This window comes from Bradyrhizobium sp. USDA 4486 (genome assembly GCF_054057995.1).
In genome coordinates this window covers 5,123,980-5,139,586 of record NZ_JBSRZV010000001.1, presented here as the reverse complement: position 1 = coordinate 5,139,586, position 15,607 = coordinate 5,123,980, and the positions used below count along the sequence as shown (strand labels likewise).

Genomic DNA, 15,607 nt, shown 5'->3' with positions numbered 1-15,607 from the left:
AACGGAGAGGGGCGATGTCCGAAACCATGAGCGATTTTGTCAATGCGTGCCAAGTCGTCGATGTCCATGAACATCACATGCCCGAGGTCGCACATAGCGCGGACGTAAATCTGTTGAAACTGTTCCAACAGAGCTATGCGGCTTGGACAAGCCACGTGCTGCCATCCGAGCCTAAGGCAACGATCGAAATGATATCTATCCCTCCCGAGCCGACCACCTGGGAGGCGCTTGCGCCGTTCCTCGAGAGGAGCGGATCGAACGCATTCGTCCGTAACCTTGTCCGCGGAGTTGCCGAGCTTTACGGTGTCGCTGGCACAGGAATCACCCGCGACAACTGGGAGGCGGTAGATGTTTCAGTGCGCTCGCGCCACAAGGAGGCGACATGGCCAAGTGAGGTGATCGGGCGGGCCGCCATCGGAAGGATCGTAACGGACCCTTTTCTCGATCCCTTGATGGATCCGCGGCCGGTCCTAGGGCAAAGTTACGATGCGGTCCTGCGGATTAACGCATTCGCCCTCGGCTGGCACCCCGAATCTCGCGATCATAATGGAAATTGCGGGCATACGTTGCTGCGGCGCCTCGGCCTGGAGGTGAAAACCTTTGAAGATTATTGCGATGCAATCCGCGAGCTCGTTGCCGGCTGCTCACGGCGCAATCACATCGCGCTCAAGAACGCACTCGCCTATGACCGGGATATTAGCTTTGACGAACCGAACGAGGAATTGGCTAGGCAGGCCTGGGGACAAAGATCTCCATCGCCTGCGGCGCGCAAGGCGTTCTGCGACTTTGTCGTCGACTTGTTTTGCCAACTCGCAGGCGAGGCCGACCTGCCAGTCCAAACTCATGTTGGAACGGCAATCATAAGCGGCTCCCACCCCCTACGCATGACCGCCTTGATTGAGCGTCATCCTCGGACCCGCTTTCTGCTGATGCATTTGGCCTATCCGTGGAGCCGGGATTTGTTGGGAATGGCCTTTGTGTATCGAAATGTCTGGCTTGATTTGTGCTGGTCCTTTCTGTTGAGCCCGTCCCATTTCAAGCTCGCCCTTCATGAAGCTATTGAAGTCCTGCCGGATGAATCGCGACTGATGATCGGAGGAGATTGTCTTCACGTTGAGGAGACGTTTGCCGCGATACAGGGCGCGCGCCAGCTTATCGGCGAGGTCCTGAATGAAAAAGTCGCGAACGGTTACTTTCGGTCGAGAGATGCAGAGCGCTTGGCGATCAGGATCCTTGGTGAGAACGCGAAGGAGTTTTTCAGACTGTCCTGAACGCTGCCCTTTGTTACGCGATTTTACCCAAACGCGAGCAGAAGAGGCTGCTTGAAACCTAAAATGACGGATAGCTTTCAGGCTGCCGGGCCCCTGGAAAGAGCAGGGCAGGTGGATTTTAGGCTGTGAGCCAAGGGGGAGGTCAGTTCGATGTTGAATGATCGCCGACAACTCAGCCGCCGCCGCTTTCTCTGCAATTTCGCCTTTGCGTCGGCGGCCATTGCGGCCGGCCCGGGCAGCTGGGTGATCCGTCCTGACTGGGCCAACGCCGCCGAAGGCCCGATCAGGATAGGTATTGCCACCGACCTTACGGGGGCACTCGGCTTTGCCGGGAATACCGACGCCAATGTCGCTCGCATGGTGGTCAACGAGATCAACCAGACTGGTGGTCTACTGGGGCGCCCCATCGAGCTCCTGATCGAGGACACCGCGTCCAACGAATCTGTCGCTGTTGGCAATGTCCGCAAGCTGATTCAGCGAGACAAGGTCGCTCTGGTGCTCGGTGGCATTGCGAGCTCGATGCGCAACGCCATCAAGGACACCATCATCTTTCGTGGCAAGACGCTCTACATCTATCCGCAGGCCTACGAAGGCAAGGAGTGCACGTCCTATCTGTTCTGCACCGGCCCGGTTCCGGCGCAGAATTGCGATCGGTTCATCCCCTGGTTGATCAAGAACGGGGGCAGACGCTTCGCGCTGCCTGGCTCCAACTACGTCTGGCCGCAAACAATTAACGCCTATGCGCGCAAGGTGATCGAGAGCAGCGGCGGGGAAGTGGTGTTCGAGGAGTACTACCCCCTCGACCAAATCGATTTTTCATCGACCGTGAGCCGCATCACGTCCAACAAAGTAGACGTGGTCTTCAACAGCGTCATTCCCCCGGGTGTCGGCTCCTTTTTCAAACAGCTTTATGAAGCAGGGTTTTCCAGGAATGGGGGACAGCTGGGCTGCGTCTACTATGACGAGAACACGCTCGAAATGAATCAGGCTCACGAGATCGAGGGCCTCGCCAGCAGCCTCGACTATTACAAGGCACTGGCGGTCGAAGATCCGGCGAGCGCCACAATCCAGTCAGCCTACGAAAAGCGGTTTCCTGGCAAGTTCCGGTTCTCAGCAGGCAGCGCCGCGACCGGCACTTATCGAGGATTGAAGCTGTGGGAAGCCGCAGTCAAGGAAGCCGGTACGCTTGACCGCGAGGCGGTCGCCGCCGCGCTCGACCACGCAAAGCTTGCGGAAGGGCCTGGCGGGCCGGCGGAGATGGTGCCGGGCAAGCGCCACTGCAGGATGAACATGTATGTTGGTGTGGCAAGGGCCGGCCAATACGAAATCGTCGCCCGTAGCGCCGGCCTGGTCGACCCGAAGGAGTGTTGAAACCCCCATGTTACGCGGTCCAGCTTCGCTGGCGCCGCATGCGAGCAGATCGCGGTAGCTAGTTTCCGCGATAGTTCGGCGGCCTCTTCTCAAAGAAGGCGTTCATGCCTTCCTGCTGGTCAGCTGTGCTGAACGCAAACCGGATCGCCTGGCGTTCAAACTCGAGCCCAGCGTCCAGCGTGGTCTGAAACGCGGCGAGAACCGCAGCTTTGGCAAGTTCAGCCGAACGGGGAGGCTTTTGCGCAATCAGCTCGGCGAGTTCGACCGCACGAATCTGCGCCCTGCCGCTTTCGACAACTTCCGCCACAAGGCCGGCCTGCATCGCGATCTGCGCCGTGATGGATTGGCCGCTCAGGATCATCAGCATGGCCAGCGATTTGCCAGCCACGCGTGTCAGCCTTTGCGTCGCGCCGTCGCCGGGCAATATCCCGATGTTAATCTCAGGCTGTCCAAATACAGCCCCTTCGCCTGCTATCACGATGTCCGCGAGCAGTGCCAATTCGTGGCCGCCGCCGAAGCAAATGCCCTCGACTGCGGCAATGAGAGGCTTGGGGAAATTGGCGACATCCCGCCAGGCAGAACGTCGCGCGGAATTGTCGATTGCCTCAAAGCCGCGCTCTCGCATCTCCTTGATGTCGGCGCCGGCAGAGAAGAACGCATCGCTGCCACAAATCACGACACAACGGACATCTTCGTCAATTGCGGCATCGCGCAAGGTCGCGCCTAGATCCACAATCAGTTCGTTGCTCAAGGCGTTTCGTTTCGATGTCCTATTCAGCGTCAAAAGGCGCACGTGGGGCGCGACAGATGTCGACAGGATGAGATCGGACGTCTTGGTCATGGAGCGGTTCTCCTGAAGGAATACGAGAACCAGCGCATAAACTGAAATCGATTTCTTGGCAACGACGCTTCTAGAGGGCTGTTTTGCGGCCGAATCAGCCCCGCGCCGCTGGCGCCACTCGCTCAAGGCGGGGCTGACGGCGCCCGTGAGGCGCGCCTTAGCCTTGAAAAGCGGCTTGACTCCGCAGTTTCTTATTCTTATTGATCGTGAAATCGATTTCAATTATCGGCGTCGAAATGGCCGATAGATGCGGGAAACCGGAAGTGTGCGGCCGCCGAGAGTGGGGCGCATCTGAAGGATCTCATTGACGCTGCGGCGGTCTTTGACGCCGCGCTGTCCAACAAGAACATCAGCTTCTTCAGAAGCGCGCTTAGAGCAACAGGAGGAGGGTTAGCCATGGGAATGGCACGGAATGTCGCGCGCGCTTTATGCGAGCCGCCGCGCAAGTCGGAGGCAACGATGGACGCGTCCTGCGCCGTTGGGGGCGTGCAATGGCCGCTCCTGAGGCGAGGCCCGCAAATACGTGAAGCGAGGCGGGCTTTCCGCCGGCATCCTGGGCACCTTTTGCGCCTGCACTTGCGCGGTCCGGCCTGCTCAAGGCCGCCGCTCTCGTAGACCCCTCCGCTGCGGGGGCAGTTGAGCCGCCGACGAGCGGCTGCTCGTTCTCGCGCGACCCGCAACATTACTAACGCATCAATAGAGCCCGAGGACCCATGAACATCATTGCTCAGCCCAGCGCTGTACCCATCCAGCTTGACAAGCAAACTGCCAACAAGCGGATGACCGCCGGCCTTGGAGGAGGGGTGGCGCTGGAGTGGTACGACTGGAATGTCTACGGCGTAATGGCAGCGTTTCTCTCGCCGCATTTCTTCCCTTCCGATGATCCCACCACCTCGCTGCTAGCGGGACTGGCCGTGTACGGGGCGGGTTTTTGCGCTCGCCCGCTGGGTGCGGCTTTGCTGGGGCCGGTCGCAGATCGCATCAGCCACAAGCGCGTGATGTTGATCTCGGTTACGGCCATGGCGGTTTGCTCGCTTTTGATATCCTTGCTGCCCACCTACAAGGACCTCGGCGTCACGGCGGCCATAGCGCTGCTGATCATGCGGCTCATTCAGGGGCTTGCCACTGGCGCTGAGGCTGGTGTCGCCAACGCCATTGCAATCGAATTGGCGCCACCTGGAAAGGAGGGGCACTACCTCGGTCTGATTGGTGGCACATTCATCCAGTTGGGAAACCTTGGATCGAGCCTGGTTGCCTTCCTGGTGAGCGCCTCGGTGGCACCTGAAGCCATGCGCGAGTGGGCCTGGCGCATACCCTTTGCGGTCGGTGGCCTGCTGGGCCTTTTGATCATCTATCTGCGCACGACGGTGCCGGAAACCTTGATCAATCGAGCCATGCATCGGCAAGACGATTCTTCGCGCATTCAGGAAACGACTGGCGGTGTGTGGAAGACGCTATGGAGCGTCCGCCTTTCGCTGCTCGCCGTCATCCTGGTGATCGGCTCGGTGCAGATCGCCAACTATGCGTGGAACACCGGTCTGCCGAACATGGCCAACACGGTCTTCAAGGAGAACAGCACGTATGTGTACGGGATCATGACGCTGATGGTCGTGATCTGGATGTCAACGGCGCCCCTTGTCGGCGCTTTCGCGGATAAGGTGCGACCCTCGCGCGCGTTCACGCTGCTGCGCCTCTTCCTCATCCCATGCTTCTTCCTGACGCTGCTCTATTCGGAAAAAGGCATCGTCACGTTCTTCTTTGTCACGGTGTTCGGCGGCGCGATCGTGGGCTTCAACATGGCCCTCTATAACTTCATCGCGACAACGCTGATGCCGCGCGCCGTGCGGACCACCGGAGTGGCTCTCGGCTATGCGCTCGGCGTCTCTCTGTTTGGCGGGACGTCACCCTATCTGCTGGTCTGGTTGCAACGCGAGCACATCGCCTGGATGTTTCCCGTTTACGGATCGTTGATCGCGCTCCTGAGCGTGCTGGTCTACCAAATCGCCAGGAAGCGCGGCCGCCTCTACATCGGTGAATGAACACTCTGCCCCTGCGCTTCGCCGTGCCCGCGACAGGCGCAAAGGGTCCAAGTCAGGTGCAAAACATAACGGTTCGCGCGTATTCCTTCATGCTGGGCATGAGCATGGGATTGGCGCAAGCCTCCTTGCGCGAGCAGTCATTCACAAGACAAAGACTGCTTGCGCGGCACCAGAGTTCCTGAAGCTGGAGTTCGAAGCATGAAAACACCTTCATCGCCGCACTTCACGCCTGTGGACTTGAAACGATATTTCAACGCCAGGCGTGCAAATACCGGTGAGGGTTTCGCCAGCCGCCCGGGTGACACCGGCTGGATCGATTCGCTTCGCGGGCTCCAGACCCATCGCGGCATGCCCTTTTTGTTCGGCAGCGAAACTGGGCCGGATGTGCTGGAGCTGCGCCCCGGGGCCCCTCCTGCCGTAATTGCGTTGCCGGGGGCAATGGCGAGCTATGTGATTTTCGTGCAAGTGGCGGCAGACCGCCCCAGTGCAAGCCCCGATGGTTTCGGAGAGATCGGCCCGGCTACGCTACCTGTAGAAGGCAATCCACTCGGCGAGCGCGTGGCGACATACGGGCTCCGCTTTGCCGACGGCAGCGAGACCGACGTGCCGGTGCTGCGCCGCTTCGCGATCCAGCAGAACCACATCTCCTGGAGTGCGAGTGCGTTCGCCGCCCTGCCGCTGCGCGGCCCCATCGTGCATGCAAGCACGGGCGAGGACTTTATACTCGGCAGAGCGCCGGGGGCGAGCTTCTTCCAGGGCGAGGCCCGCACCCAATCGGGACGCATGGATCGACAAGGTGAGAACCTGTGGCTTTACGCGCTCCCGAACCCCTATCCGGACAAGGAGCTTTCGGCGCTAAGCCTGCGCGCGGAACAGGAAATCTCGCTTGTCTTTGCGGTGACCACGACAACGCTCACCCAGCACCCGCTGCGCCTCCAGGGCCGTCGCAAGCTGAAGGTGAGGCTGCCGCCCGAGGTTCATCTCAATAAGCTTGGCGAGCTCGATGTCGATGATCGAGGCGAGCAGATCGGCATGGACCTCGGCACGGTCATCTCGGCCCGCGCAGTGCTCGAGTACTCCAGAGCGGATTGGCTGGGTGCCAAAGTTGATGTGCAACCCGTGCGCTCCGCCCACGAAGTCATCGTCGAGTACTCCGCGCATCCGGACGCAAGGCTCTATCTGCGCTCCGACGATGGCCGCTTGCACATGTTCGATCTTCGATCGTTGGAAGGTTGCGGTAACGCAGGCAGCGCCTCGCTCACCGTGGCAAGAGTCGAACCGGCCACAAGGCCGGTCAAGATCCGCATCGTGGAGAAGGGCACCGGCGTGCGTGTTGCCGCGCGGCTGCATGTCCATGGTGCGCACGGAGAGTATCTGCCACCCAAGGGCCATCACCGCAAGGTCAATACCGGCAGGTTCGAGGACTTCTCGGGCGAATTTGCCAATGGGCTGAACCAGTACGTCTACGTAGACGGCAGCTGCGACGCTGACCTGCCGCTCGGGTCCGTGTTCGTAGAGATCAGCAGGGGTTTCGAGGTGCGCCCGCTGCGCACCATCGTTGAAATCACCGCAACGACGGACAATCTCACCTTTGAGCTCGAGCATGTGCTGCGCTGGCGCGAACAGGGATGGGTCAGCTCTGATACGCACGTCCATTTCCTGAGCCCGCAGACAGCGCTGCTTGAGGGCAAGGCGGAGGGTGTCAACGTCGTCAACCTGCTCGCCGCACAGTGGGGCGAGCTATTCACCAACGTCGCCGATTTCGACGGACGCACGACGATCGGGGCAAAGGATTTCGGCGGGGACGGAGAATTCCTGGTTCGGGTCGGCACGGAGAACCGGATGCAGGTTCTGGGGCACATATCGCTACTCGGCTACGAAGGTGAGATGATCAATCCGCTCTCTTGCGGCGGGTCCAACGAAGCTGCGATCGGTCATGTTCTGGAAGCGACCATGGCCGACTGGGCGGAGCGCTGCCGTCAGCAAGGGGGCCTGGTCGTGATGCCGCATGCGCCGAACCCACAGGCGGAGCGGGCGGCCGATATTGTGCTCGGCCTCGTTGACGCCATCGAAATGATGTCGTTCAACCCGCGGACCGCGCAGATCAGCGCATTTGGACTCGCCGACTGGTATCGTTATCTCAACATCGGGTACCATCTGCCGCTGGTCGCGGGCTCTGACAAGATGGACGCGGCCGCACTCCTCGGGGGCTCGCGGACCTATGTGCGGCTTGGCGAACACGACTTCACGTATCGCAACTGGATGGATGCCGTACGTAGGGGGGACACGTTCATCACTGTCGGGCCTCTGGTTGAGATGACCGTTGAAGGACGGCGCCCTGGACGAACGGTGGCGCTTCCCCATTCAGGCGGCACCCTCACGATCGACTGGCGGATCGAATCGGTCAGCGTTCCGCCAGCGCGGGTGGAGCTGATCCGCAACGGCCGCGTCGTCGAGGAGATTCGATGTGGCGGCTTGTCGTGCAAGGGACAGCTTTCGCTGCCGATCAGCGAGTCATGCTGGATCGCGCTGCGCGTTCGGGGCAGTGTCGCCGGACGCGAGGCCGACATTGCGGCGCACACCAGTGCGGTATATGTCAAAGTAGGCGAGATGCCCATCTTTGCCACCGCGGATGCAGTCTCGGTCCTTGCACAAATCGAGGGATCGATCGCCTATATGGACACGCTCGCTCCCAAGTCCGACGAAGCGCGACACTCGCGGCTGCGAGCTGCCCTGGAACTTGCGCACCATCGCCTGCATCATAGACTGCACGAACTGGGCGCCAGCCACCACCATGCGCCCGTTCACACCGTTCACGTTGAACGCGAGCATTGAGGAGCCTCTTGTGCCATTGACGATCGCGCAGGCGGCGCGTCGCATGCTCAGCCACCTCTACTTACGGCCGAATAATGTTATGGGGCGAGCAGCTTCCGTCACCGGGACTTGGGACGCGAAGGCCAGCTACGGTTCTGAATAGTTTTCAGAAACCGTGGCCCGATCAATGATTTCGACTGCGCCCGCGCCGGGCGGCACGGACGCTGGACCGCGGCGGGGCACTCGATGAGCGCACGACCAGCCGATAAGGCAACACGACACTTCTCGGGACAGGACTTCCAGCGATGGCATTGATGAGATAATCGGCGGCTCCCCGGCCGATTTCTGCTGCCGGAACACTGACCGTTGTGAGCGGCGGGTCCATTTGCGCCGCCAGCTCCACATCGTCAAATCCTGTGATGGAAAGCGTGGCAGGTACGGCCAGACCCATCTTACGAGCCTCTGCCATTGCACCGATGGCAAGCGTGTCGGTGGTGCAGATGACTGCTGTCGTGTCCGGGTGATCGGTGAGGAGTTGACGAAGGGCACTACGGCCTTGGACAAGCGAATAATCGGCCTTGACGATCTGGGTTGGCTTGAGCGGGAGGCCGGCGTCCGAGAGCGCGCGCTGAATTCCCTCAAGCCTGGCGCGGGATCTGTCGTTTGACGCAGCAACAACGTTGGCAATTGCGCCGAAACGGACGTGTCCAAGTCTTAGCAGGTACTCCGTCATCTCGCGGGTGGCGCTTTCGTTGTCGATTCCGATCGCGGGGATGCCGCCGCCGGCCTTGGCAACATAGGTGGTGATGACGGGTACGCTTGCCTGTTCGATCAGGCTCCTCAGCTCCCGTCCGTGGGAAGCTCCGACCAGCACGATTCCATCGATGCCACGTTCAATGAGACTTTGCAGTTCCTGAAGTTCACGCCGCTGGTCATATTGCGAATTCGCAATGAACAGGGTGTAGCCGCTTTCGCTGAGGCGGTTCTGAAGCGCTTCGACCCCTTCTGCAAAGATACCGAGCGCCAGCGTCGGAACGATGACGCCGACGGTCCGCATGCGTCCCGATTTTAATGCTCTGGCTGCGCTATCGCGCGTGTAGGCGAGGTCATTGATATGCCGCATGACCCTATCGCGAAGCTCCGGCCGTACGATATCGGGATGATTGAGCACCCGCGACACCGTTGCCGGCGACACATTCGCCTTCCGGGCAACGTCCTCGATCTTCACGCGTGACTGCTGGCGGCCTTTTGGCGCGATTACAGGTTTCTTATCCATTTGCGTTGGTCAACCAGGAGAAGGAGAGGGTCACCCCGTCAAAAGGGTTAAACCATCACGAGCGCCACCTTCTCAAGCCCTGTATGCGGGCCATTGGCGCTATTTCTGGCCCTCTCATGCGCACATCGAGCGGGAGGAAGCAAATCTCACTCGAAAGTTGGTTGATTCCCTTGACTCCGGTACTTGCACGACCTAATTCTGAAATCGATTTCAGGAATGCGAACCCAAGCAGCTCGAGTTCAGGCAAAACCGAAAGCAATGACGTATGGTCGATCTCTTGAAGGGCATTCGTGTCCTCAGCCTCAATCACTTTCTGATAGGTCCGGTCGGCGTGCAGTTTCTCGCCGACCTCGGTGCGGACGTGATCGCCGTGGAGCCGCCCGGAGGGGCCTTTCAGAGGAAGTGGGGCGGGGCGGACAAGCGGGTTGATGGCCAGTCAATGTTGCTTCTCACGGGCAACCGCAACAAGCGCAGCCTCACGCTCGATCTGAAAAAACCCGAAGCCGTCGTCATCGCCAGGCAACTGATCGCGAAATCGGATGTGATCGCAGAGAACTTCCGCCCGGGTGTGCTCGACAAGCTTGGTCTCGGCTACGAGGATGCAAAGAAGATCAATCCGCAGATCATCTATGCGGCTGCCTCCGGCTACGGTCCAGACGGGCCCTACGTCAACCGCCCAGGCCAGGATCTCTTGATCCAGGCCCTATCAGGACTTGCGATGATCACCGGAAGTCGCGAGCAGGGGCCGCGGGCTGTGGGCGTTTCGGCCATCGATCATCACGGCGCCGCCTTGTTTGCGGCGGGCATCCTAGCTGCCCTGGTGAGGAAAGCGCGCACGGGGCAGGGCTGCCGCGTCGATGTTAGCCTACTGTCGGCTGCGCTCGACCTGCAGATGGAATCTTTTACCTGCTACTTGAACGGCCAAAGGCCTGACGACGTCCGTCAGCCGGGTCCGGTGGCGGGCTGGTACTACGGCGCGCCCTACGGCATCTATGCGACACGCGATGGGCACATTGCGATCTCTTTGGGATCGCTGGAGGCGCTCTCAGACGCGCTTGGCCTTCCGGTCGACCAGCGAATTCCTGACGAGGAGGCGTATCGCCGGCGGGACGAGGCCTCAGCCATGATTGCGCCCAGTGTCGCCAAGCGCACAACCACCGAATGCATCGCCTTGTTCGAGGCGCGTGGAATTTGGCACGCTGCGGTGAACGATTATGCCGACGTCGTTGCGGATCCGCAGATTGCGCACAACAGAAATTTTCAGGTCGTGACCGGCGCGACCGGAACTCCCATCACCCTCGTCAGCCATCCCGTGCGCTACGATGGCGAGCAGCCGGACGTGCGTTTGCCGCCGCAAAAGCTCGGTGCGCAAACGGAAGAGATTCTGAAAGAGCTGGGCTATGACGCCGGGAAATTGAAGCATCTTTACGATACGGGCGCCATCGGGCCCGCGGACTCGCATCACTAAACGACCAAAGTGACTTCTCGAAAGTAGCGCGCTTACGTCAGGAGGGCATGGTGATCGGCATAAACTTGCGCGCGGCTTTCGCTGCGGTGTTGCTGACGAGGCGTGCTCCTCGGCAGCGATGCAACCGAGCGCACGCTTGGAAGTCTGGTGAACATTAGCCGTTCACCCCAGTCCAGGCCCTGTTGGTAAAGAGCTTTAAGTTGCCGCCAGGCCAAAGCCGCGCGGCGAGTTGTATGTTGGACCAGAAGCCATGTCGGAAAGCCAATATCTGTCCGCGCGCGAGCGTATGTTGAAGCGCATTGCCGAGACCAGGGACACTGCACGCACGGGCTTGCCGCACTGGGCGAGTGCCGCCGACGGAACATGGACGTTTACGCCCGATGGTGATTGGACCGGCGGGGCCTTTGTCGGCGAGCTTTGGCTCGCGCATCTCGCTAATCCCAGGCAGTTCCCAATCGAAGACGCGCGTGCTGCGCTAAGCCGAATGTTGCCGCGTGCCGAGCGGCTTACGGCCTTCAAGGGTTTCGGCTTCTATCATGCTGGCGCCCTCGGCAGCATCCTGTTCGAGGACGAAAACGCGCGCGAGGTGGCTCTGACAGCTGCAAGGTCGCTTCGTGATATGTTCGATCCACACCTCGGACTGATACCGTTGGGCAGGGATGCCGAGGAGGCGAGCGCAGTCGGAGCCTCCGAGAGCAGCATCGACTCGCTCCAGGCGACAGGCCTGCTCTATTGGGCCGCGGACGAGCTTTCCGATGCCCGGATGGAGGAGGTTGCCAATGCACATATGCGGCGTGTCCTGGACATCCATGTGCGGCAGGACAATTCAGTTATCCAGTCTTCCACCCTTGATCCACACACCGGCAAGGTGCTCAGAACGCACACGCACAAGGGCTATAGCGATATCAGCACCTGGGCCCGGGCGCAGGGATGGGCGATGCTCTACACCGCTCACGGCGCCATGGTCCGCCCGGACGAACCACTATGGCGCGACTACGCCGTGCGCCTTCTTGACTGGTGGATCGACCATGTCCCTGCGGATCTCATTGCCTTCTGGGATTTCGACGATCCGGCGATCCCGAACACCAGCAGGGATACTGCGGCCACTGCTATCGCTGCTGCCGCGGCGCTGCGCCTCGCATCCGCGCTTGGTCCTGAGCGGGGCGCCAAATATCGATCATTTGCGGAGCGCACAGTTACTCAGCTGAGCTCGAAATACCTGACGCCGACTGCTCCCGATGACGCGCGCCCGCCTGGAATGCTCACCGGCGGCTGCTTCACCCGAAAGGCGATTGTGCGCGATATCGATGCGGCCCAGAACGTCGAGCTGATCTTCGGAAGCTACTTCCTGTTTGAATGCCTTGCCGTCCTCACGGACCTGGTGCCGCCTGGCTGGATTTAATGAGGAGGCACGAAAGGCGTCCAACGCGAGCAAAGCCTCAAACCAATCTTGTTTGTGACGCCACGCTAGTCAATCTGTCAAAAAAGTGCGCCGGTATCGGCGCCACTCCTTAGATGTTTGCGATGGCTGCCCCGTCGACAGCAACTGACCGCCTCCTGTCTGGAATCCTCTACATGAGAAATGCGAAAACTCCCATCTATCGCGGCTTGTTTCCGGTCGCTCCGACGCCGTTTACGGAGGCTGGAGATCTTGATCTTGAAGGGCAGCGGCGCGTTATCGATTGCATGATTGATCAAGGCGTGGACGGGATCTGCATTCTAGCCAACTACTCCGAGCAGTTCCTGCTGTCGGATCAAGAACGCGACACTCTGGTCGAACTCTGTCTTTCGCATGTCGCGGGCCGCAAGCCAGTCATGGTGACCTGCAGCCATTTCAGCACCCAGATTGCGGTGCAACGCGCCCGCTATGCGGCCGAACGTGGCGCAAGCCTCCTCATGATGATGCCGCCTTATCATGGTGCAAGCCTCAAGGCGGATGACGGGGCCATGATCGGGCATTTCGGCCGGGTCGCAGACGCGGCAGGGATTCCAATCATGGTCCAGGACGCGCCGCTCTCCGGCGTTACATTGACGGTCCCGTTTCTCGTCCGCCTCGCTTGCGAGGTGCCGCTCGCCAGATATTTCAAGATCGAGGTCCCGTTTGCTGCTGCCAAGTTGCGCAGTCTGATCGAGCTCGGCGGTGAGGCCATCATTGGTCCTTTTGACGGGGAGGAGGCCGTCACCATGATGGCAGACCTCGACGCCGGTGCGACCGGAACGATGTCGAGTGCGCTGCTGCCCGATCTGCTTCGCCCGGTGCTCGATCACCACAAAGCGGGACGCAGGCAAGAAGCCGCTCTTGCCTATGCAAAGGTGCTGCCGCTCATCAATTTCGAGAACCGCCAGTGCGGCCTGCGCGCTGCCAAGAGCGTGATGGCTGAAGGTGGTGTGATCAAATGCGAAGCGGTGCGGCATCCGCTCGATGGCCTCCATCCGGCGACGAGAGCTGGATTGATCGAGCTTGCGCACGAGCTCAAGCCGCTGGCTCTTCGCTGGGGACATTGAGGCATGAACAATCCGGAACAAAGCGATGCAGACACAACCTGTGTACCCCCAGATCAAGATGTTCATTGCCGGGGAATGGACGGAAGGGGAGGCAGAGCGCTCGGAAGAGATCCTCAACCCCGCGCCCGGACAGCCCATTGGCGAAACGCCTTATGCCACCCGCGGTGATCTTGATCGTGCCCTCGCGGCCGCCGCGGACGGCTTCGAGATCTGGCGAAAGGTTTCGGCCTTCGACCGGTACAAGACCATGCGCAAGGCCGCCGAGCTCATACGCTCGCGCGCAGCCGACATCGCTGCAATCATGACCCTCGAACAGGGTAAGCCGCTGAGCGAGTCGAGTGCTGAAACGCTCCTCGCTGCCGATATCATCGACTGGCTCGCCGAAGAAGGGCGGCGCGCTTATGGGCGGATCGTGCCGGCGCGCTTTGGCAATGTTGCCCAGCTCGTGACCAAGGAGCCTGTCGGGCCGGTTGCGGCATTTACGCCCTGGAATTTTCCGATCAACCAAGCCGTGCGGAAGATCTCGGCGAGCCTTGCAGCCGGCTGCTCCATCATCGTCAAGGGACCTGAAGAGACGCCAGCGAGCTGCATGGAGTTGGTGCGTAGTTTCGCGGATGCGGGCTTGCCGGCGGGCGTGATCAATCTCGTCTTCGGGCTGCCATCCGAAGTTTCAGATCATCTCATACGCCATCCTATCGTCCGTAAAGTCTCCTTCACCGGTTCGACCGTAGTAGGAAAGCATCTCGCAGCCCTTGCCGGCGCCCATATGAAGCGCGCCACCATGGAGCTCGGCGGGCACGCGCCTGCCATCGTTTTCCCAGATGCCGATGTCGAGAAAGCCGCAAGAATCTTGTCGGCGAACAAGTTCCGCAATGCCGGCCAAGTCTGCGTCTCGCCGACGCGGTTTCTGGTGCATGAGAGTGTCTATGAAGATTTCGTCAAGAGGTTTGTTGCCGAGGCCAGCGCCATCAAGGTTGGCAATGGCCTAGAGAGAGATAGCCGCATGGGACCGCTCGCCAATTCGCGGCGGGTCGACGCAATGGAGAGCTTTGTCGCGGACGCTCTCGATTGCGGCGCCCAGTTGCGCACCGGCGGCAAGCGTATCGGCAATGGGGGGTACTTCTTCGAGCCGACGGTCCTGACCGATGTTCCACCTCAAGCGCGCATCATGAATGAAGAGCCGTTCGGCCCTGTCGCCCCGATTGCGCGGTTTAAAACCTATGACGACGTTGTCACGGAGGCCAATCGACTGCCTTACGGGCTCGCCGCCTATGCCTACACGCGATCCGCCGCAACCATGGCCGCGATCGGGGCCGATCTCCAATGCGGGATGGTATCGATCAATCATCATGGGCTTGGGCTTCCCGAAGTGCCCTTCGGAGGAACGAAGGAGTCCGGCTTCGGCTCGGAAGGTGGCCTCGAGGCAATCGAGGGCTATCTCAACACCAAATTTGTGAGCCAGGCGAGCTAGAACCGGAATACCAGGTGCCAAACCGGAGCAGAACGATTGTTCGACAGTGCCGCCGGATCGCCTCAAGCGCTTTTTCCCTTCTCCGCTGGCAGACCGGTACGTCTGCCTTCTCCCCAGACTTGAGCCGCTGTCGGAGAAATCCGGCAGCGGTTCTTTTTCTTTGCTGGACTGACACCTTATTGTTCATTCAGGCGGAAGCAGAAGTAAGATACTTTGTCCGGCAGATCGGCGCGCACGGATAACAGCTGCGTGTGCCAAAGCCCTCAAACCTCCGCGCCAATGATCGCCCGCGAGCACCACGAATATTGGCGCGGCCCAGCATGACCATCGCGTGGAATTTCTCGGCGATGACCATCTCACGCGGATAAGCGCGCAGATGCGGAGCAGGAACATCGCGGAGATCTGACAAGTCCATTTCCAGTAGACCCGGTTCGACGGCATCATCAAAGGCCATATCGCGGGCCTTGGCGAAACAATGCGTGGGCGGTGACACGCAGTCCGCCATACTCGGTTTCCTCGCGAATGCGATTGACCTTGAGGCTGTTTGGATC

Annotated in this window: 11 protein-coding genes; 8 read left to right on the top strand and 3 right to left on the bottom strand. The window is 60.4% G+C overall.

The genetic code is table 11. From position 1 onward, the window contains the following. Positions 1 to 14 precede the first annotated feature (14 nt). Both ACVWY3_RS24445 and ACVWY3_RS24440 read left to right on the top strand, forming a co-directional pair. A complete protein-coding gene (locus ACVWY3_RS24445) occupies positions 15 to 1,271 on the top strand; it encodes an amidohydrolase family protein (RefSeq protein ID WP_456840743.1) in 1,257 nt (418 codons plus the stop codon). Between the two features lie 153 nt (positions 1,272 to 1,424). Next, positions 1,425 to 2,642, top strand: coding sequence for a substrate-binding protein (locus tag ACVWY3_RS24440; protein WP_456843446.1), 1,218 nt, complete (start codon positions 1,425 to 1,427; stop codon positions 2,640 to 2,642). A 58-nt stretch (positions 2,643 to 2,700) separates the two neighbouring features. On the opposite strand, the gene ACVWY3_RS24435 is transcribed toward ACVWY3_RS24440, so the two are convergent. After that, on the bottom strand, positions 2,701 to 3,483 hold the full coding sequence (locus ACVWY3_RS24435; protein ID WP_456840742.1) for an enoyl-CoA hydratase-related protein: 783 nt from the start codon (positions 3,481 to 3,483) through the stop codon (positions 2,701 to 2,703). 713 nt (positions 3,484 to 4,196) lie between these two features. On the opposite strand from ACVWY3_RS24435, the gene ACVWY3_RS24430 reads away from it, so the two are divergent. Continuing rightward, complete coding sequence (locus tag ACVWY3_RS24430; protein ID WP_456840741.1) at positions 4,197 to 5,522, top strand: MFS transporter; 1,326 nt, start codon at positions 4,197 to 4,199, stop codon at positions 5,520 to 5,522. A gap of 198 nt (positions 5,523 to 5,720) precedes the next feature. Continuing rightward, positions 5,721 to 8,357: a CehA/McbA family metallohydrolase gene (locus tag ACVWY3_RS24425; RefSeq protein ID WP_456840740.1), complete on the top strand. Its 2,637-nt coding sequence runs from the start codon at positions 5,721 to 5,723 to the stop codon at positions 8,355 to 8,357. 163 nt (positions 8,358 to 8,520) lie between these two features. Here ACVWY3_RS24425 and ACVWY3_RS24420 read toward each other — a convergent pair whose 3' ends face one another. Then, complete coding sequence (locus tag ACVWY3_RS24420; RefSeq protein WP_456840739.1) at positions 8,521 to 9,612, bottom strand: LacI family DNA-binding transcriptional regulator; 1,092 nt, start codon at positions 9,610 to 9,612, stop codon at positions 8,521 to 8,523. A gap of 265 nt (positions 9,613 to 9,877) precedes the next feature. Here ACVWY3_RS24420 and ACVWY3_RS24415 point away from each other — a divergent pair, with 265 nt between their 5' ends. The 4 genes from ACVWY3_RS24415 (at position 9,878) to ACVWY3_RS24400 (ending at position 15,056) form a co-directional block, all read left to right on the top strand. Continuing rightward, positions 9,878 to 11,080, top strand: a complete 1,203-nt coding sequence (locus ACVWY3_RS24415) for a CaiB/BaiF CoA transferase family protein (protein ID WP_456840738.1) — start codon at positions 9,878 to 9,880, stop codon at positions 11,078 to 11,080. Between the two features lie 250 nt (positions 11,081 to 11,330). Next, positions 11,331 to 12,482 carry a hypothetical protein gene (locus ACVWY3_RS24410; protein ID WP_456840737.1) on the top strand — a complete coding sequence of 384 codons (1,152 nt, stop codon included), beginning with the start codon at positions 11,331 to 11,333 and terminating at the stop codon, positions 12,480 to 12,482. 173 nt (positions 12,483 to 12,655) lie between these two features. After that, positions 12,656 to 13,585: a dihydrodipicolinate synthase family protein gene (locus ACVWY3_RS24405; protein ID WP_456840736.1), complete on the top strand. Its 930-nt coding sequence runs from the start codon at positions 12,656 to 12,658 to the stop codon at positions 13,583 to 13,585. 25 nt (positions 13,586 to 13,610) lie between these two features. Further along, a complete protein-coding gene (locus tag ACVWY3_RS24400) occupies positions 13,611 to 15,056 on the top strand; it encodes an NAD-dependent succinate-semialdehyde dehydrogenase (RefSeq protein WP_456840735.1) in 1,446 nt (481 codons plus the stop codon). A 187-nt stretch (positions 15,057 to 15,243) separates the two neighbouring features. Here ACVWY3_RS24400 and ACVWY3_RS24395 read toward each other — a convergent pair whose 3' ends face one another. Beyond that, on the bottom strand, positions 15,244 to 15,561 hold the full coding sequence (locus ACVWY3_RS24395) for a nucleotidyl transferase AbiEii/AbiGii toxin family protein (protein WP_456840734.1): 318 nt from the start codon (positions 15,559 to 15,561) through the stop codon (positions 15,244 to 15,246). Positions 15,562 to 15,607: the final 46 nt, after the last annotated feature.